We start from the raw sequence: 17,091 nt of genomic DNA, 5'->3' as shown, positions 1-17,091 counted from the left end.
CGAGCGCTTGCTCGTGTTGTCGAGCGTGTGCGTCAGCGGGTTCCGGGTACTGACAGGCATGGCACGGGCGATCTGGACGGGTGCGATCAGCTTCGGGCTGGTCTCCATCCCGGTCGGGCTGTTCAGCGCGACCGAGGACCACACCATCCACTTCCACCAGTTCGAGCGCGGCACCTCCGACCGCATCCGCTACCAGCGGGTGAACGAGCGCACAGGCAAGGAGGTGGAGTACTCCGACATCGTGAAGGGGAAGGACGTCGGCGGCGGCGAGCACGTGATCGTCGAACCCGACGAGCTCGCCGACATCGCACCCGGCCGCTCGCGCACCATCGACATCACCACGTTCGTCGACCTCGACGAGATCGACCCGATCTTCTACCAGAAGACCTACTGGCTCGCGCCCACCGACGAGCAGTACGCCCGCCCCTACGGCCTGCTGCGCGAGGCGATGACCCGCACCAACCGGGCCGGCGTCGCCACCTTCGTGATGCGCGGCAAGGAGTACCTCACCGTGCTGCGGGCCGACGGCGAGGCCCTCGCGCTGGAGACGCTGTTCTTCGCCGACGAGATCCGCGACCGCTCCGCGCTCGACCTCCCCGGGGAGAAGAAGCCCCGGGGGAAGGAGATGGACATGGCGACGGGGCTGATCGAGGCGATGAGCGGGCCGTGGAAACCCGGCGACTTCCGCGACACCTACACCGAGCGCGTCGAGAAGCTGGTCGAGGACAAGCGCCGCGGCCGCGAGATCGTCACCGAGGCCGCCCCGCCCGAACCGACCGCCATGACGGACCTGATCTCGGCGCTGGAGCGCAGCGTCGCCGACGCCCGCGGCGGCGGCGGGAAGAAGAAGCAGAAGTCCGACGGCAAGGCCGACCTGTCCGGGCTCAGCAAGGCCGACCTGACGTCGATGGCACGCGAGCTCGACGTCAAGGGCCGCTCCTCGATGAACCGGGACCAGCTGCAGGAGGCCGTGGCCGCCGCCTCCGGGTCGACGCGGGAACGGAAGAAGGCCTCGTGAGCTGCTCCGACTGCACCCGCGACGTCGAGCACTGCCACGGGACGCTCGTCGTGCTCGCCGGGTCCGCCGTGGAGTGCACCGACCCCGGCTGCCGGGACATCGCGCGCGAACGGCACGACCTGGTGGTCGTCGCCGTGCCGGACCGCTGAGGGCGGCGGACCGCCCCTACCGCGGCGGACCGTGCGGGTGCTCGCGGCTGTCGTCGAGGTGCGCGGGGTCGAACGGGACGCGACCGACGAACAGGAAGTTGACCAGCCACAGCACCGCGCCGACCGCCAGCAGGATCCCGGCGATCACGAACTGCTCGACCGGGCGCCCGGACAGCGGCGTCGCGAGGAAACCGCACAGGACGATTCCGAGCACCGGCGCCCAGGTCGGTGCCCGGAAGTGCGTGTGCTCGGCCTTGTCCTTGCGCAGCACCAGCACGGCGATGTTCACGATCGTGAAGACCGCGAGCAGCAGCAGGGCGGTGGTGCCGCCCAGCACGCTCAGGTCGACGCTGACCACCAGCACGTAGGCGATGACGCTGCTGAACAGGATCGACACCCAGGGCGTCCGCCGGTTCGGGTGCACCGTCGCGAACACCCGCGGCAGCACGCGCTCGTTCGCCATCCCGTACAGCAGCCTGCTGGCCATGAGCATGTTGATCAGCGCTGAGTTGACGACCGCGAGCAGCCCGATCGCGGCGAACAGCTGCAGCGGGAAGCCGGGGGCGCCGACCTCGAGGACGGCGAGCAGGGCACCGCTGCCTGCCGCGGCGAGCTCGTCGGAGGGCAGGAGCATCGAGGAGATGACGGCGACGACGACGTAGATCGCGCCCGCCACCGCCATGCCGATCAGCATCGCCCGCGGGAAGATCCGCACCGGGTCCTGCGTCTCCTCGGCCATGTTGACGGAGTCCTCGAAGCCGACCATCGCGAAGAACGCCAGCGAGACCGCACCGGTGACCGCGAGCAGCGGCCCGCTGTCGTCCGTGTTGATCTCGACCAGCCGGCTCGCATCCCCCTGCCCGCCACCGATCGCCCACACCCCGACGATGATGATGATCATCAGACCGCTGACCTCGATGCACGTGAGCAGGACGTTCGCCTTGACCGACTCCCCCACCCCGCGGTAGTTGATGACCGCGAGCCCCGCGACGAACGCCAGCGCCACGATCCACAGCGGCAGGACGGCGAACTCCTTCAGGTACGTGTCACCGAACGCCTTCGCCGCCGACGCCGCGGAGGTCACACCCGAGCTCATCACCGTGAAGGTGACCATGAACGTCAGGAACTGCACCCCGAACGCCCGGTGTGTGTAGAGCGCGGCACCGCCGGCCCCCGGGTACTTCCCGACGAGTTCCAGGTAGCTGAACGCGGTGAGGAACGCGACCACGAACGCACCCAGGAACGGCAGCCAGAGCGCGCCGCCGATCACGCCGGCCACCGAACCCGTGAGGGCGTAGATGCCCGTGCCGAGGATGTCGCCGACCACGAAGAAGAGGAGGAGCTTCGGCCCGATCGCCCGCTTCAGCTCGGGCTGTGCCTGGGGTGGCGCGGAGTCCGTCATATCGAGGAAGTGTGACGTGGCGCACCCGCCACGTCGACCCTGTTGATCCTGATTCGAGGAGCGCGCTACGGCGCACGCCGGCAGCCGTTCGACCGCACGACGAGCGCGTCGGCCCGGTGCGCCTGCAGTCGCCCGCACGGGCAGCGACTCCAGACGAGCACGCCCTCGGACGTCGCATGGCGGGAGAGGACCTGGTAGGGCTCGGTGACGAGCCAGCCGCAGCCGGGGCAGTTCCGGGGAGTCGCGTCCACACGGCGAGCCTGACGCAGCGGACCCGTCAGGTCCATTTCACGTTCTTGCAAAAGAATGTACGATTCTGCTTCATGATCGACCTGCGGCGCCTGCACGTCCTGCGCGTGGTGCACCAGCTCGGCACGGTCACCGCGGCCGCGCAGGCGCTGCACCTGACCCCCTCGGCGGTGTCGCAGCAGCTGCGCCAACTCGCCCGCGAGCTCGAGGTGCCACTGCTCGAGCCCGACGGCCGCCGGGTGCGGCTCACGGCCGCCGCCCACACCCTGCTCGGCCACGCCGACGACCTCGCCGCCCGCTGGGAGCAGGCCCGCGGGGAGCTGCACGCCGGCGCCGGTGGCACCGCGGCCAACCTGCGCTTGGCCGGCTTCACCTCCAGCCTGCGCACCCTGGTCGTGCCCGCCGTCGAGCACCTGCGCACGCACGGCCCGGACATCACCGTCCGGGTGATGGAGATCGAGACCGCGCAGGCGTACGGGCGCGTCCTCACCGGCGACATCGACATCGCCGTCACGCTGCCCCACCCGGACGGACCCCCGCTCGACGATCCGCGCTTCGAGCAACAGCCCCTCCTCGACGAGCCGCAGGACCTCCTCCTCCCCCGCCACCACCGGCTCGCGGAGCGGGCCTCCGTCGCCCTCGAGGAGGCCGCGCAGGAGCCGTGGGTGCTGCCCGCGCCCGGCACCTGCGACCACCACGACATCAGCACCGCCGCGTGCGCGGCCGCCGGGTTCACCCCGAAGGCGGCGCACGAGGCCATGGACTGGTCGGCCGTGGCCGCGCTCGTCGCCGCCGGGCTCGGCGTCTGCCTCAAGCCGCGGTTCGTGCGGGTCCCCGACGAGCTCGCGGTGGTGGCGGTTCCGCTCGCGGGCGTCGCCGCACCGCACCGCCGCATCCTCACGTGCACCCGCCGCGGCAGCAGGAACCAGCCGCACATCGTCCGCGGGCTCGACGCGCTCCGGTCCGCGGCCGCCCACGCCACGGAACCGGTCGAACGCCTCCGACCGGTCGGCTGACACCGCTGCGCCCGCGCTCGGGCAGCGAGGGCGAGGCGGTCACACACGTCCACCGCGTCAGACCCACGACCACACCGCCCACGCCCGCACGCCATCCGTCGACGGGGTGTGCGGCGCGAATCCGGCGGCGCAACCGCCAACACCCCTCGACCCGGCGCACCGCGGCCTGCGCGCCGTTCCGCCCCCCGAGGACCCTGCCTCGTAGCCCGGGTTGCAGCGGGCGCGCCGTTCCCGGCTCGACGCCTCCTGCCCCACCCGCACCTGGGCACTCACGCGCAGTGGGCCCGGTGCCGCGCACGCCCTCCGCGCCGAAGGTGGCTGGGTCGGGCACAAGCCACGAATATCGTGGTCGGCCGGCCGGCCGACTGCGCGGAAGGCCGGGGAGGGTGTGGGGCAGTGGTCGCGAGCCGGGAACGGCGCGCCCACGGGAGGTTTCCATGGTCACATAGACCTGAGGGCTGTCGGAGCTCGCGGTGACAGCCCTGACGTCGATCAGATCATGAAACGGCGGGTTCCGGAATGCGGGGCGGCCATGATCAGCGAAAGTGGTGTCAGAGCGACAGATCTGGCGCCCTCACACCACTCCTGGCGATCATGGCAGCGAGTCGGAGTGCGAGACGTACGTCAGCGCGGTCGCGAGGGCCCTGGTGTGCGGCTCACACCCCGCGGGGTCACGTGATCAGAGCTGGCGACCGCGCGTGGTCAAGCCACTAGCGCCGGCTCCCGCCGCCGTCACCGCCGTCCGAACCACCGTTGTCGGAACCGCCACCGTCCGAACCGCCACCGTCCGAACCGCCGTCGCCCGAACCGCCGTCATCCGGCGGACTGGAGGGGTCGTCGCCGTCGTCGTCACCGGGCGGGTCGGTCGGCTCAGGAGTCGGCTCCGGCTCAGGCGTGGGGTCCGGCTCGGGAGTCGGATCGGGCTCCGGCGTGGGGTCCGGTTCAGGGGTCGGGTCGGGCTCAGGCGTGGGGTCCGGTTCGGGTGTGGGATCGGGCGACGGGCTCGGCTGAGGGTCGTCGCTGTGGTCATCGCCGTGGTCGTCGCCGTGGTCGTCGTTGTGACCGTCGCCGTGGTCGTGGTCCGGGCGGTCCGGGCGCGACGAGGGCGCGTCCGACCGGTCGTCCGAGGTCTGCTGCGCGGTGTGGCTGCGGGTGGGATCGTCCGGAGCCGTCGAGGTCACGGGCGGCGCGGGCACTGTGGTCGGGAGGGCTGTGACCGGCCCGGGCGGGGTCGCGGGAGCGGCGGGCGCCGCCGCGGACGGGAGCCACTGCGGGAGCGCGACCGAGGCCAGCACCGTCGGGGCGGCGAGGCGAGCGAGCGCAGCGACCCGGGCCGGGTCCACGAGCTGCGGCCCGCCATCGGTTCCCGTGGGCGACGACTCGGCCGTGAACAGGCGGCCGGAGGCGTCCACGCTGCTGTGCCCGGCGGCCCGGACGTCGCCGCTGACGAGGCCGGTGGCACCCGGCGCGTCGGACAGCACGACGACCGAGGACACGCTCGCGGCGGCGACGCCTGCGACGGCCGTGGCGGCGAACAGCGGGGCCGGCGCCACACCGCGGCGCGGGGCCCGGCGGTGCGCACCACCTTCGCGGCCACGCGCCGTGGCGGCTTCCCGGTGGACGAGTGCGTCGACGCTGACCCCCGCTCGATGCGCGCGAGGCGACCCGCCGACGCGAGACGTCGCCGAGTTGTTACGGTCCGTATTCACCGTGCGCACTCCCGGGGAGCGAAGACGCCTGATCGGACGACGATCAGGGCCCGAACGGGCTATTCGTGCGCGCAGAATCTAACTCATCGTGTCAAGGAGGCACGCGGGGCGTCCGGGATCACCCACGTGGCGGCGTCAGGTCTGCGGGGCACCGGGTGCCGGCCACGGCGGCCGGGCGGCCCGCGAGCCGGTGACCGGCGGCCGTTGCGGCGCAGGGTCGTCCGTCTCCTGCTGGACGCCGCGGGCACGCTGCAACGCGGCCTCGGCGTCGTGCAGCTCCTGCGTCGCCCGCACCAGATCGGCCACCGACGGGCGGTGCCGCCGGGCCTTCGGGGCCGGTGGGTGCCGCCGTCGAAGGACGATGAACCCGGCGACCATGCCGGCGATGGTGGGCAGGACGAGCATGGCGACGGGCCCGACGTAGGCGGCCGCGAGCAGCCAGATGACGAGCAGCCCGCTGAGCAGGCCGCCGCCGATGATCAGCAGCAGCAGCTGCTGCCAGGTGGGCATCGGCCCGCGCGGGGCGCCGCCGTCGGCGACCGTGGGCGAGGCAGCGCCTGCACCGGCCGCGGCTCGCAGCTCCCGGTAGTGGGCTGCGGCCGCCTGCGCCGAACGCTCGGCGGCATGCAACATCCGCGCCGAACGCTCCTCGGCGCGGGCCCGACGCGCACGCTTCCACATCATGCCGACGGACTCGCCGCGGCTCGACAGTTCCCGGCTCGACCGGCGCCGACTCGACAGGTCCATGGGCACCCTCGCTCACCTCCGCCCCTCGCTCCTCTGGAATACCCGATCTTCGGAGCGGGGTCGCCGCTCGATCCGGTGACGTGCCTGCTCATCGCTCGGGCGCTGCGCCCATGGCGCGCTCGCCGACGCTCGCTCGTCCGCTGTAGATCCCGATGCCGTTGGGCACCAGTCGGGGTGAAGAGCCCGACGGGTCGTTGACGACCGTGACCTCGCCGGCGCCGGACGAGCGGAACGCGAGCGTCGACGAACCACCCCCGTCGAGGTTCACGGCGTCGTCCACGTCCATCTCGCGCAGCAGCGTGGCGAGCTCGCGCAGCGTGGCGCCGACGCTGTCGGACTGCCGCCCGTCGAGCGTGAGCAGCCACAGGTGGCGGCCGTCGGCGCTCGTACCCGCAGCGCTGCGGGGCGCGCGTTCCCGGTCGTCGAGATCGGCGACGGGCGTGCCGTCGTACATGATCGGACTACCTCCGACGGCGAACTCGGGGGCTTCGCCGCTCTCCGGTACCAGTTCGTAGGAGACCTCGACGTGATCGCCGACCTCCAGCGTGCGCACGGTCGCGGCGCCCTCGTCGCGACCCGTCAGGACGAGCTCGCCGTCCGGGATCCGTCCGGCGCCGGGGGCTCCGGCGCGCACGACGGTCGAGTCGCGCACCTGCACCTCCGCCTGCTCGGCCGCGCAGGGAGCGTTCCGGTCGGCGTCGGTGCCGCACAGCGTGCGGCCGCGCTCGACCTCGCCCCATTCGGGCGTGAAGATCCCGATCCCGTCGACGGGCACCGCGTACTGGTTCAGCGCCACCACCGGGAACGTCCCGGCCGGCGCCTCCACCTGTGCCTCCAGCCGCAACCGGTCGATCCGGGCGACGCGGTCGGTCCCGACCGTGAACACGTGCTCGGTCACGGCGCCGGGGACGGCGGGGCCCATCCGGCGGCCCTGCGGCACCGCGGCCTTCAGCGCGCGGCCGTCCATCACCGCAGGCCCGGTGGGAGCGCTGGTGGCGCCGATGTCGAAGAAGTCGCCGTTGACCGCTGCCATCGCGTCCGTGGCGTTCGCCATCTCCGCGATCGGCCCGGTCGCGGCGACGGCCCCGGGGGTGAGCAGGTCCGCGTGCACCGACGGGTCGGTGAGATCGACCTCGACGACGTCGCCGAGCACCTGGCCCGCGGCCGCGGTCGTGCGGAGCTCGCGGTGCGTGACGCCGGGCGCGAGGGCGCGGGCGGGGTGCAGCTCGGCGAGGGCGCGCTCGTCCTCGGGGGTGGGCGACGGCGGCGGATCGCCGGCCGGAACGGCGAGCGCGAGCGCTGCCGCCAGGACCACCGCGAGCACTGCCACCCCCGACCCCTGTGATCATCTCCGATGAGGCGGATGGGATCACGCGCGAGCGGGCAGGATGGGCGTCTGCGCGCGTCGTTCACCCTCAGGAGCCCCAACGGCGCCCGATCCGGTGATCCGGACCGCCCGCGCCCCGGCCCTCGCGCGTTTCGAGGAGCAGGACTGCGGGGTAGAAGTGATCATGAATCCGTTGCGGACGGTGGCCGTGTGCGGCGCCGCCGTGCTCCTCACGGGATGTGCCGGGATGCAGCGTCCGGACGTGGAACGCGTCGCGGCCGACTTTGCCACCGGCGACCCCGCTGCCCGCTGTGCCCTGCTCGCCCCGGCCGCACTCGCGTCCCTGGAACACGACGACTCGCAGACCTGCGCCGAGGCGGTCGCCGACGTGGCGCCCTCGGGCGGGCAGGTGCAGCAGACGCAGATCTGGGGCGACGAGGCGCAGGTCCACCTCGCCGACGACACGCTCTTCCTCACCCGTACCGGCTCCGGGTGGAAGGTCATCGCCGCCGGCTGCACCGCGAACGGCGACGCCCCCTACAACTGCCGGGTGGAGGGGCCATGAGAGCGGTGCGCGCGCTGTTCGTCGTCTACCTGGCCGTCATCGCGGTCGGGCTCGTGTACTTCACGCTGCTCGGGCTGCTGGGGAGGTAGCGCCGTGGGGAAGACCCTGCGCAACAACGGTCTCGGACTCGCGTTCGGCGGCCTGTTCCTGCTCATGCTGGTCGGGCAGGCCGTCTCCGGACAGGCGCAGTACAACGACCAGCAGATCTCCGAGGGCGCCGAGGCGGTCTCGCTCCTGCAGTACGTCACGTCCTCGACGTTCGCGGTGGACGTCGTGGAGAACTGGCAGTCGGAGTACCTGCAGTTCTTCCTCTACATCTTCGCCACGGTGTACCTGGTGCAGAAGGGCTCGCCCGAGTCGAAGGACGTGGAGAAGGCCGGCCCCGAGTCGGACGAGGAGCAGCTCGTCCGGTCGCACGCCCGGCACGACTCGCCGCGCGGGGCTCGGCTCGACGACTGGCGCGGCACGCTGTTCTCCCGCTCCCTCGGCATCGTGATGGGCGGCATCTTCCTGCTGTCCTGGCTCGCCCAGTCGATCGCGGGCCGGGCGGCGTTCAACTCCGAGCAGCTCGGCAACCGGCAGGACCCCGTCACCTGGCTCGGCTACCTCGCCGAGCCCGACTTCTGGAACCGGACCCTGCAGAACTGGCAGTCCGAGATGCTGGCCGTCGGTTCCATGGCCGTGCTCGGGGTCTACCTGCGCCAGCGCGGCTCGCCGGAGTCGAAGCCGGTGGGCACCGCGCACGCCGACACCGGCGAGTCGGGCTGATCCCCGGGCCGGTCAGCCCACCGGCGCCGGCTGCCGGTCGAGGCGCAACGCCTCGACGAGGCCGCGGTAGAGCTCGTCGGTGGCCAGCAGCTCCTCGTGCCGACCGCGGGCCCGCACGCGCCCGCCCTCCATCACCACGATGGTGTCGGCGTCGATCACGGTGGAGAGCCGGTGGGCCACCGTGACGACCGCGCCCTGGCGGGCCTGCTCGCGGATCGCGTCGTGCACGGCGGCCTCGGTGAGCCCGTCGACCTGGGCCGTCGCCTCGTCCAGGAGCAGCACGTCGGGCGTGCGCACCAGCGCGCGAGCCAGGGCGATCCGCTGGCGCTGACCGCCGGACAGCGACGAGGACGACAACGGCGCGTCGAGCCCGCCGTCGAGCGCCGAGACGACGTCGCGCAACCGCACCCGCTCCAGCGCCGCCCACAGCTCGTCCTCGCCCGCGTCGGGGTGGGTGAAGCGCAGGTTGTCGCGGACCGTGCCGGGCACCACGGGCGTCTCCTGCTCGACGTAGGCGAGCCGGGCCCGCACCTCGCCCGGCGTCTGCTCGCCGTAGGGCCGCCCACCGAGCAGGATCTCGCCGCGCTGCGGCTCGAGGAAGCGCAGCAACAGGGCGAGCACCGTACTCTTGCCCGCACCCGACGGCCCGACGATCGCGGTGTGCCCGCGCGCCGGCACCGCCAGGTCGATGCCGTCGACGGCCGGTTCGCGGTCCGGACCGTAGGCAGCCACGACGTCCCGCAGCTCCAGGACCGGCCCCGCGGCGTCCTGCGAGGCCGAGGCGGCGGGCTGCGCGGAACCGGTCTCCTCCTGCTCGAGCTGCTCGACCTGGGCGATGCGGCGGGCCGCGGCGATTCCGGCCTGCAGCGCGGTGAGGTTCTGGCTCAGCTCCATGATCGGTTCCATCAGGCCGAACGCGTAGAGCAGGAACGCGATCAGGGTCGAGATCTCCAGCAGCCCGGCGCCGACCCGCCAGGCCCCGAGGCCCAGGATCAGGATGATCGCGGCCTGGATCCCGGCCCAGGAGATCGTCCACGCCACCGCCTCCCGCCGCACGGCCCGGACGCTGTGGTGCATCGACTCGTCGGCGTGGACGAGGATCCGCGCAGCCTGACGCTCCTCCGCGCGGCTCGCCTTCACCGTGCGGATGGCGCGCAGCGCGGTCTCCAGCACGCCCCCGAGCCGGCCCAGGTGCTCCTGGGCCCGCTCCTGTGCCGTGGCGATGGCGGGCATCAGCACGGCGAACAGGACGATGACCACGATCACCGCGGCGACGGTGGTGGCCAGCAGCACCAGGTCGAGCACCGCCATCAGCACGAGCGTGCCGACGAGCATCACCACGCCGTTGGCGAGGCCGACCAGGCTGGACGCCACGGCCTCGCGCAGCAGGACCGTGTCGGACGTGACACGGGCGACGAGCTCGCCCGGCGGTCGACGGGTGATTCCCGGGACGGTGGCGCGCAGGAACCGGCGGACCATCGACTCGCGGGCCGACCGCACGACCCGCTCCCCCAGCGTCCCGAGCAGGATCCACTCGCAGATCCAGATGACGGCACCGACCACGAGCAGGACGGCCAGCGCGCCGATCGGCCCGGCGAGCGACGCCGACGCGCCGAGCGAGTCGAGGATCCACTTCGTGACCAGCGGTGTGGCCAGACTTGTGGCGGAACCGGCGAGCGCGAGCACCAGCCCGAGCAGCAGCGTGCGCAGGTGCGGGCGGGCGATCGCCCGGATGAGGTGGAGCCCGGACACCTGCGCGGGGGTGCTCATGCTCAGCAGTGGAACACGAATGTTCCGTTCTCGTCAAACCTGTTCTATTACAGTGCACTGAGGTACCGTCTCGAGCGTGGTCAACGAGCTCGGTGCCGCGGAGAGCAGCACGCGTGCGCGCACGCGCCGCGCCATCCTCGACGCGGGAGTGACCGTCCTGTCCCAGCACTCCGGCGCATCCCTCGCCGAGGTGGCGAACGCGGCCGGGGTGGGGCGCACGACGATGCACCGCTACTTCCCGGAACGCGCCGATCTCATCACCGGCATCACCGCCGACCTGACCGAGCAGATCGCGGCGGCCACCGAGCGCGCGCGGCCGCAGGACGGTCCGCCCCTCCCCGCCCTGGAGCGGGTCTGCCAGGCCTACTTCGCACTCGGCGACGGCCCGATGTTGATGCTGAACGAGCCGCAGCTGTTCGGTCCGGCCTGGGACCACATGAACGAGGCCGACCGGGCCGTACTCGAGCTCGTCGAACGCGGGCACGCCGAGGGCGCGATGGACGTCGCCCTCACCCCCGAATGGGTCCTGTCCGTGCTCTGGTCGCTGCTCTACTCCACCTGGCTGCACACGCGGGAGGACGACGTACCCGAGCACGACGCGCTCGCCCTGTGCCTGCGGACCCTGCGCAAAGCCGTCGCCGCGTAGGAGCCCTTCACCCCAGCGCCGCCGACGACGTACACGACCGACCGCACCACGTCCTCGGGACGCGCACCGGCGGCCTCGAGCGCCCGCTGCGTGTGCTCGATCGTCACGTCGACCTGGCGTTCGAGGTCGCCCACACCTACGACCCGCTCCCCCGTCGCGTCCATCGGCATCTGGCCGGCCAGGAACGCGAGCCGGCCGGGGCTCGCGATGGTGACGTGGTGGTAGCCGGAGGTGGGATGCAGGTGGTCGGTGCGAAGTCTTTCGATCACGGACCCACCCTGCCGGCGGCCGCCGCGCCGGGCACCCGGGTTCAGCGGGGCAGCGCCGCCTTGCGCAGCCTGCCGTGCTGGACCACGCCGTAGCTCAGGGCCCGGGCGTGCGCGAGCGCGAGCGCGCCGTGCGTGGCCAGCAGCAGCGCGACGTCCCGGTCCGCGGCGACGGGGCCGTGGGGTCGGCGGAAGTACAGGTTCAACGCGCCGAGCGCCATCGCAGGCCCGGGATCGGGCGCGAGGGCTGCGCACAGCACCGACCCGTAGCCGCGCCGCGCCGCGGCTCGGGCGAACACCGGCCAATCCCCGGCCTCGTCGACGTCGACGCTCACGAGGCCCGGCCCCGTCATCCGGGCGGCGGCCAGGCAGGGCCCGGCATCGGCGTCGTACTGGACCTGGTCGAGCTCCGCCGCCGCCGGGTGCAGGCTGACCGGCGTGCGGAAACCGCCACCGGAGTGCACCGTGACGCTGACGCCGTCGACGACGGCCAGCAGCCGGTGCGCGGCGAGCGCCACGTGGGTGAGCACCTCGGTCACGGTGCCGGCCGCGAGCAGCTGCGCGGCGAGGAGGGCGAACTGCCGGGCCGGCACACCGGAACCGACCGCGCCGGGCTCCCGTGCCGAAGGACCGGCGCTCGCCGGCATCGCGCCCATATCAGTTGCCGACGGCCCGAACGGGCGCGGCACCGCCGCGACCCCGCGACACCCTCATGACGCCCCCGTTCTGCTGGGCGCCGACACTGCACCCGTGACGGGTCGGCGTCAACCGCCGTGAGGGGCCCGCGCGCACGGTCACTCCGCGCTGAGTACGTCAGGGGTCGGCGCGGAGCTGGGCTGGTCGATCCCGTCGTCGACCACGACCTCGACCGACGAGGTGAGCGGCGGCATCTCCCCGGCGGCCCCCGCCGCCTGGATCACGCCGACACCGGCCGTGAAGGCGACGACGACGAGGAACCACAGAAGGCCCCACGCAACGGTGTGCGGGCGCACGATCCCGAGGATCACGGCAGCGGCAGGCCCCCCAGCCTGCCCTTGCGCGCGCGACACTGTGGACACCGGTGGAACCGCAGCAGCATGACTTCCCCCATCCTGCGCCCGCCGCGATCGTTGCGGCCGGCCCCGAGAAGCGGTTCACGAGCCCCACTCGCGAACCGCCTACTAGAGGCATCGCCCGGACGGGTAGCGCCATTACGAACCGCAGCGAAGCGGCGCCCGTGTTCACCCGCTCGGCGGCGCCTCCGCCACCCGTCCGAGCGGCACCCCCCGAGGATCAGCGCGGAGCGCGGCTCATCCCGGAACGCGGTCCAGGAAGCCGTGGACCGCCGTGATCCGGCCGTCGGAGGCCACCGTCGCGACGTCGAAGCCGATCACCAGGGGCTCGGCACCCTCCGGGCCCAGACCCCACCGGAACCGGCAGACGTCGTGGTGCGCGTCGACCTCGCCGACGCCGGAGAACCGCATCCCCGGGAACTGCGCCTGGACCCCGGCCACGAGGGCGTCCAGCGCGTCGGTGCCGCTCACGTCCGCGAGCGGGTCGACGTACCGGACGTCCGCGGCGAACACGCGCTCGATCAGCGCGCGCCGCGCCTGCGGCTCGGTGGCGTTCCAGGCCTGCAGGTAGTCCGCCACGAGGGCGGCGGTCGGCGTCTCGGTCCGGTCGGTGTCGGGCGTGGTGGTCATCGGGGTTCCTCCCGGTCGTCGTGTACTGACAGGACCGAGCTTCGGCGTTCGGCGGACGCCGGTCGATCACCTCGGAGGTAATCGCGCGGCGGAATACTCCGCGGGACGGGGACGCCTGAAACGAAGCAACGTCATCCCGAGCTTTCTGGAGGCCAGCTGTGCACGCCGTCGACACGATGTTCCTGTTCCTGAACCCCGAGGTCGACGCCGCCGGCCGGCGCGTCGAGCGCTCCACGTCAGCGGGGCCGACCGCGTTCGTCTGGGTGCCGGACGCGGACGCGGCGGCGCGGATCGCCGGCTCGCAGGCCGCGGCCGGGGTGCGTCTCGTGGAGCTCTACGGCGGCTTCGCCCTCGAGCAGGCCGGCCAGGTCGTGGAGGCGATCGCCGGTCGCGCCCCCGTCGGACTCGCCGTCGGTCCTGCGAACCGGATTCCCGGCGACTCGGTCATGATCTTCGGTGACGACTCGGGCGCAGGCGCCCTGGTCGTCGAGCACGGGGTCACGCGCACGACGGTGGTCGGCGTGCCCGACGAGGACGCCGCCGTCCGTGCAGCCGTCGACGCCGTCGAGGCGGGAACCGACACCGTGGAGATCTGCGGCGGCACACCACTGACCACTGCCGCCCGCGTGGCGTCCACCGTCGGCGACCGGGCGTCGGTCACCCTGGTGAGCTGGCCGTTCGAGTCGCTCGAGGGTGCCGCCGCCTACAAGGCGGCGTTCGAGGCGACGCACTGAGAGAACGACGCCGGACCGGATCGTCATCATCAGATCCGCGATCACGATCCTGCGCTGCCGCTTACAGTGACGAACATGAGCCGGTGGTTGCGGGACCTGCGCGGCGACGACCCGAACGGCCGCGCGCCTCTGGTCTTCGCGGACGCGATCGCCGCGCTGGGCCGGGACGGCGACATGATCGTTTATCCGGACGACGTGCGCACCGACCGGATCGTCGGCACCGTGGCCCGCGCCGGGGACTTCGATGCGCGGTTCCGGTTGGTGAACCGGGCGCTGCGGGAGCGTCACCGGTCGGTTGCGGATGCCGTGGCCGCCGGGATCGTGCTGCCTCGGGTGGAGCTGATCCAGCTCGGCGAGATGTACTTCGTGGTCGACGGGCACCACCGGGTGTCGGTGGCCCGGGCGCGAGAGCAGCACAGCGTGCCGGCGATCGTCCGTCGCATCTGCACCACCGCCTACGCGATGTGCTGCCTGCGGCTCTCGCACCTGGCCAGCAAGGCGGCCGAGCGGGAGTTCCTGCTGCGGGTGCCGCTGCCCCACGACACCCGACCCGAGCTGTGGCTGGACCGTCCCGCCGACTGGGCGCGGCTGGCCGACGCCGCCGAGGCCTGGGGCTTTCGCCGGGGCCTGGTCGGGATCGGCCCGCGCGAGCTGGCGCAGCGCTGGTGGACCGACGAGGTGGTGCCGCTGGTCGGCCGGCTCCGGGCGAGCGGGCGGGGCGTCGGCCTGCGAGACATCGAACTGTACGCGGCCGACCTCGCCGACCGGGACAGCCGCGCCGGCCTCATGCCGAGCTGACCCGATCGCCGAAACCTCGGATCGGGGGCGAACTACGGGTTCCGGCGGGGTTTCTGTTCCGGGTCGATCCATTTCGGCGGGATGAACTCCGGTAACCCGTCACGGATCCGCACCACCCACCCGGAATCGTGGATCAAGCGGTGGTGGACTTTGCACAGACTCACCAGGTTGTTCAGTTCGGTGGGGCCGCCGTGCTCCCACTCCCAGATATGGTGGATTTCGCACCACGACGGCGTCCGGTCGCAGCCCGGGTGCGCGCATCCACGGTCGCGGGCGGTGACCGCCCGGCGTAGTCCGTCGGGGATCACCCGGGTGGAACGGCCGACGTCCAGGGGTTGCCCGGCGCCGTTCATGACGATGGGTACGACGGCGGCGTCGCAGGCCAGCATCCGTAGCGAGGTGGGGCTCATGCGGCCACCGAAGTCGAGCATCGCCGAACGGGCGCGGGTTTCGAGGTCCTCGAGCCGGATCAACACGTTCAGGTGCGGCCGCCGCCCACCGGTGTCGGGGAGGGTGGCGTGATCGGCATGGGCGAGGACGAACCCACACGCATCCGCGAGGGCCTCGGCCTGACGCTGCCCCGTCGATCGTTGATCATCCCGGCCGAGGGGCTTCGCCTTGGCGTCGATCACAGTGGCGATCGCATCGAACATCGCCGCATCGTCGAACTGCCCGCTGATCGTGCCGCCCGACCCGTCGCGACGCTTACGGACCTGCAGCCGGTTGACCGGCTCCGGCGGATTGTCATCAGGCTCGGGACCGTCCCCGTCCAGCACCTCCAGTAACTGGGTGCCCAGCTTGCGCAGCTGCCCGGGCGAGTACTCGCCGGCCATACCGGCCAACTGCTCTTCCAACCCCGCCCGCTGCCAGTCGGTGATCCGCCCGGCCTCGGGGGTGCCCAGCAGGGCGGCGATGACCTCGACATGACGCAGCCCGGCCTGCCCGGCCGCGAACGCCTTCCCCGTCGCCGGGAGCCGGGCGGGCAGCACGGTGCCGTCGAACCCGACCTGCTCACACGCCTGCTCCGCGGCGACCACGCGGCGGCGGGCTTCGTAGGAGTCGCAGCCCAGAAGGTCGGTCAGTGCGCCTTCGGGTTTGCGGTAGCCGCGTTCGGCGAACGTGCCGCGCCGTTGCAGGGCGGCGGTGGTGGAGACGGTGAGGTGGTCGTGCTGTCGGGACATGCCTTCACCGATGGTGAGCACCGACAGCAGTTCCGCGTCTGAGGTCAGGGGGTTTTCCGCGGCCTGCCGGAATGCGTCGAACGCCTCTTGGAGGTGTTCGTATGCGGCGGCGACTGCGGACATGCTCCAAGTTTAGTCGAACAGGTGTTCGATGGCATGGGTCTGTTCGGGTGATCCCACCGTGTGCAATAGTGAACGATGCCTGCCGAGATGATCGGCTTGACAGAACAACGAGTGAGGGCCGCCCCTTGCCGCGAACGTCGTCTGTCGGTGTGTCAGCGGCGATCCTGCTCTGCCTCGTAGTCCGGGTTGCAGTGGGCGCGCCGTTCCCGACTCGAGACTTCCTGCGCCACCCCATTTCCAGGTCTCACGCGCAGTCGGTTCGGCGCCGAGGTCGACCTCCGCGCCGAAGGTGGCCGAGTGGGGCACAAGCAACGAATACCGTGGTCGACCGGGTAGTCGTCCCCGACGCGGGCCCAGGCCTGTTCTGGACGAGCCCGTGGCGGCCGGGTGGGTGCCCACCTGGCTGTGGTGCCGTTCTCGAACCCCTTCTAGACGGCCTTGACCAGCGAGACAGGGACCTGAGCCGCACCACTTCGTTGCACGTCCTGCTCCCGCCGGTCACCGGAGGCGGGCACGCCGTCGACCTGACCGATGATCATCGATAAGGGGTGTGGAACGGGACCACCGCAAAGTGGGCAAGCACCCGACAGGGACGGGCTCGTCGCGAACGGGCCTGGGCCCGCGCCGGGAACGGCCGCCCACCCAGCCCGGATATTCGGTAGTTCCACCAACCCGACCACCCCGCCAACGGAAAGGAGCAGCGGAACGCAGCCGACCACGCCGAAGACCAGGGGCGAGCGTGAGGCAGTGGTGGCGAGCCGGGGACGGCGCGCCCACAGGTGTTTTCATGACCATATAGACGTGAGAGGTGTTGAATCTTCCCCGAATCCCTCTCAGGTCTATCTGATCATGAAAACTGCGTTCCGCGGAACGTGGAGGGCGCCTTGATCAGCGAAAGTGGCACCAGAACAGCAGATCTGCGGCCCTGGAACCACTCCTGG

At 72.2% G+C, this 17,091-nt stretch carries 19 protein-coding genes; 8 read left to right on the top strand and 11 right to left on the bottom strand.

Annotated features, from left to right (window positions below; all coding sequences use genetic code 11):
* Positions 1-58: 58 nt before the first annotated feature.
* Together CFP66_RS33895 and CFP66_RS48125 are read left to right on the top strand one after the other, a co-directional pair.
* Positions 59-1,018: a Ku protein gene (locus CFP66_RS33895; RefSeq protein ID WP_094929522.1), complete on the top strand. Its 960-nt coding sequence runs from the start codon at positions 59-61 to the stop codon at positions 1,016-1,018.
* Complete coding sequence (locus CFP66_RS48125) at positions 1,015-1,167, top strand: hypothetical protein (RefSeq protein WP_158228316.1); 153 nt, start codon at positions 1,015-1,017, stop codon at positions 1,165-1,167. Before CFP66_RS33895 ends, CFP66_RS48125 begins: the two co-directional genes overlap by 4 nt.
* Before the next feature lie 16 nt (positions 1,168-1,183).
* Here the strand turns inward: CFP66_RS48125 and CFP66_RS33890 are convergent, their stop codons facing one another.
* Both CFP66_RS33890 and CFP66_RS33885 read right to left on the bottom strand, forming a co-directional pair.
* Positions 1,184-2,569: an APC family permease gene (locus tag CFP66_RS33890; protein ID WP_094929417.1), complete on the bottom strand. Its 1,386-nt coding sequence runs from the start codon at positions 2,567-2,569 to the stop codon at positions 1,184-1,186.
* Positions 2,570-2,634: 65 nt separating this feature from the next.
* Positions 2,635-2,820, bottom strand: coding sequence for a hypothetical protein (locus CFP66_RS33885; protein ID WP_143517453.1), 186 nt, complete (start codon positions 2,818-2,820; stop codon positions 2,635-2,637).
* A 72-nt stretch (positions 2,821-2,892) separates the two neighbouring features.
* Between CFP66_RS33885 and CFP66_RS33880 the strand changes: the two genes are divergently transcribed.
* Entirely contained in the window at positions 2,893-3,834 is a 942-nt protein-coding gene (locus CFP66_RS33880; RefSeq protein ID WP_094929415.1) for a LysR family transcriptional regulator, read from the top strand.
* Positions 3,835-4,544: 710 nt separating this feature from the next.
* Here the strand turns inward: CFP66_RS33880 and CFP66_RS48680 are convergent.
* The 3 genes from CFP66_RS48680 to CFP66_RS33865 form a co-directional block, all read right to left on the bottom strand.
* Complete coding sequence (locus tag CFP66_RS48680; RefSeq protein ID WP_198961842.1) at positions 4,545-5,387, bottom strand: hypothetical protein; 843 nt, start codon at positions 5,385-5,387, stop codon at positions 4,545-4,547.
* Positions 5,388-5,678: 291 nt separating this feature from the next.
* The gene (locus CFP66_RS33870) at positions 5,679-6,290 is read right to left on the bottom strand and encodes a hypothetical protein (RefSeq protein WP_094929414.1); all 612 of its coding nucleotides are present in this window, start codon (positions 6,288-6,290) and stop codon (positions 5,679-5,681) included.
* An 88-nt stretch (positions 6,291-6,378) separates the two neighbouring features.
* Entirely contained in the window at positions 6,379-7,620 is a 1,242-nt protein-coding gene (locus CFP66_RS33865; RefSeq protein WP_198961841.1) for a phosphodiester glycosidase family protein, read from the bottom strand.
* Positions 7,621-7,801: 181 nt separating this feature from the next.
* On the opposite strand from CFP66_RS33865, the gene CFP66_RS33860 reads away from it, so the two are divergent.
* Complete coding sequence (locus CFP66_RS33860) at positions 7,802-8,182, top strand: hypothetical protein (RefSeq protein WP_143517452.1); 381 nt, start codon at positions 7,802-7,804, stop codon at positions 8,180-8,182.
* Between the two features lie 93 nt (positions 8,183-8,275).
* Positions 8,276-8,950, top strand: a complete 675-nt coding sequence (locus tag CFP66_RS33855; RefSeq protein ID WP_094929411.1) for a DUF6766 family protein — start codon at positions 8,276-8,278, stop codon at positions 8,948-8,950.
* A 12-nt stretch (positions 8,951-8,962) separates the two neighbouring features.
* Here CFP66_RS33855 and CFP66_RS33850 read toward each other — a convergent pair whose 3' ends face one another.
* Positions 8,963-10,720, bottom strand: a complete 1,758-nt coding sequence (locus tag CFP66_RS33850; protein ID WP_094929410.1) for an ABC transporter ATP-binding protein — start codon at positions 10,718-10,720, stop codon at positions 8,963-8,965.
* Between the two features lie 76 nt (positions 10,721-10,796).
* Between CFP66_RS33850 and CFP66_RS33845 the strand changes: the two genes are divergently transcribed.
* A complete protein-coding gene (locus CFP66_RS33845; RefSeq protein WP_094929409.1) occupies positions 10,797-11,366 on the top strand; it encodes a TetR/AcrR family transcriptional regulator in 570 nt (189 codons plus the stop codon).
* Here the strand turns inward: CFP66_RS33845 and CFP66_RS50470 are convergent.
* The 4 genes from CFP66_RS50470 to CFP66_RS33825 form a co-directional block, all read right to left on the bottom strand.
* On the bottom strand, positions 11,270-11,635 hold the full coding sequence (locus CFP66_RS50470) for a RidA family protein (RefSeq protein ID WP_094929408.1): 366 nt from the start codon (positions 11,633-11,635) through the stop codon (positions 11,270-11,272). The two genes, CFP66_RS33845 and CFP66_RS50470, sit on opposite strands and share 97 nt — an antisense overlap.
* 41 nt (positions 11,636-11,676) lie before the next feature.
* Positions 11,677-12,279, bottom strand: coding sequence for a hypothetical protein (locus CFP66_RS33835; protein ID WP_143517451.1), 603 nt, complete (start codon positions 12,277-12,279; stop codon positions 11,677-11,679).
* A gap of 147 nt (positions 12,280-12,426) precedes the next feature.
* Positions 12,427-12,624 carry a hypothetical protein gene (locus CFP66_RS33830; RefSeq protein ID WP_143517450.1) on the bottom strand — a complete coding sequence of 66 codons (198 nt, stop codon included), beginning with the start codon at positions 12,622-12,624 and terminating at the stop codon, positions 12,427-12,429.
* Positions 12,625-12,921: 297 nt separating this feature from the next.
* Complete coding sequence (locus tag CFP66_RS33825; RefSeq protein ID WP_094929405.1) at positions 12,922-13,314, bottom strand: nuclear transport factor 2 family protein; 393 nt, start codon at positions 13,312-13,314, stop codon at positions 12,922-12,924.
* Positions 13,315-13,472: 158 nt separating this feature from the next.
* Here CFP66_RS33825 and CFP66_RS33820 point away from each other — a divergent pair, with 158 nt between their 5' ends.
* Both CFP66_RS33820 and CFP66_RS33815 read left to right on the top strand, forming a co-directional pair.
* A complete protein-coding gene (locus CFP66_RS33820) occupies positions 13,473-14,048 on the top strand; it encodes a DUF6506 family protein (RefSeq protein WP_094929404.1) in 576 nt (191 codons plus the stop codon).
* A gap of 75 nt (positions 14,049-14,123) precedes the next feature.
* Positions 14,124-14,846, top strand: a complete 723-nt coding sequence (locus CFP66_RS33815) for a hypothetical protein (RefSeq protein WP_094929403.1) — start codon at positions 14,124-14,126, stop codon at positions 14,844-14,846.
* 32 nt (positions 14,847-14,878) lie between these two features.
* On the opposite strand, the gene CFP66_RS33810 is transcribed toward CFP66_RS33815, so the two are convergent.
* Positions 14,879-16,150 (bottom strand): HNH endonuclease signature motif containing protein, encoded by a 1,272-nt coding sequence (locus CFP66_RS33810; protein WP_094929402.1) that lies wholly within the window; start codon positions 16,148-16,150, stop codon positions 14,879-14,881.
* Positions 16,151-17,091: the final 941 nt, after the last annotated feature.

The sequence above is a fragment of the Pseudonocardia sp. MH-G8 genome, from assembly GCF_002262885.1.
Lineage (GTDB): Bacteria > Actinomycetota > Actinomycetes > Mycobacteriales > Pseudonocardiaceae > Pseudonocardia.
Note: the sequence above shows the minus strand (reverse complement) of the source record. Positions and strands in the feature narration are given on the sequence as shown.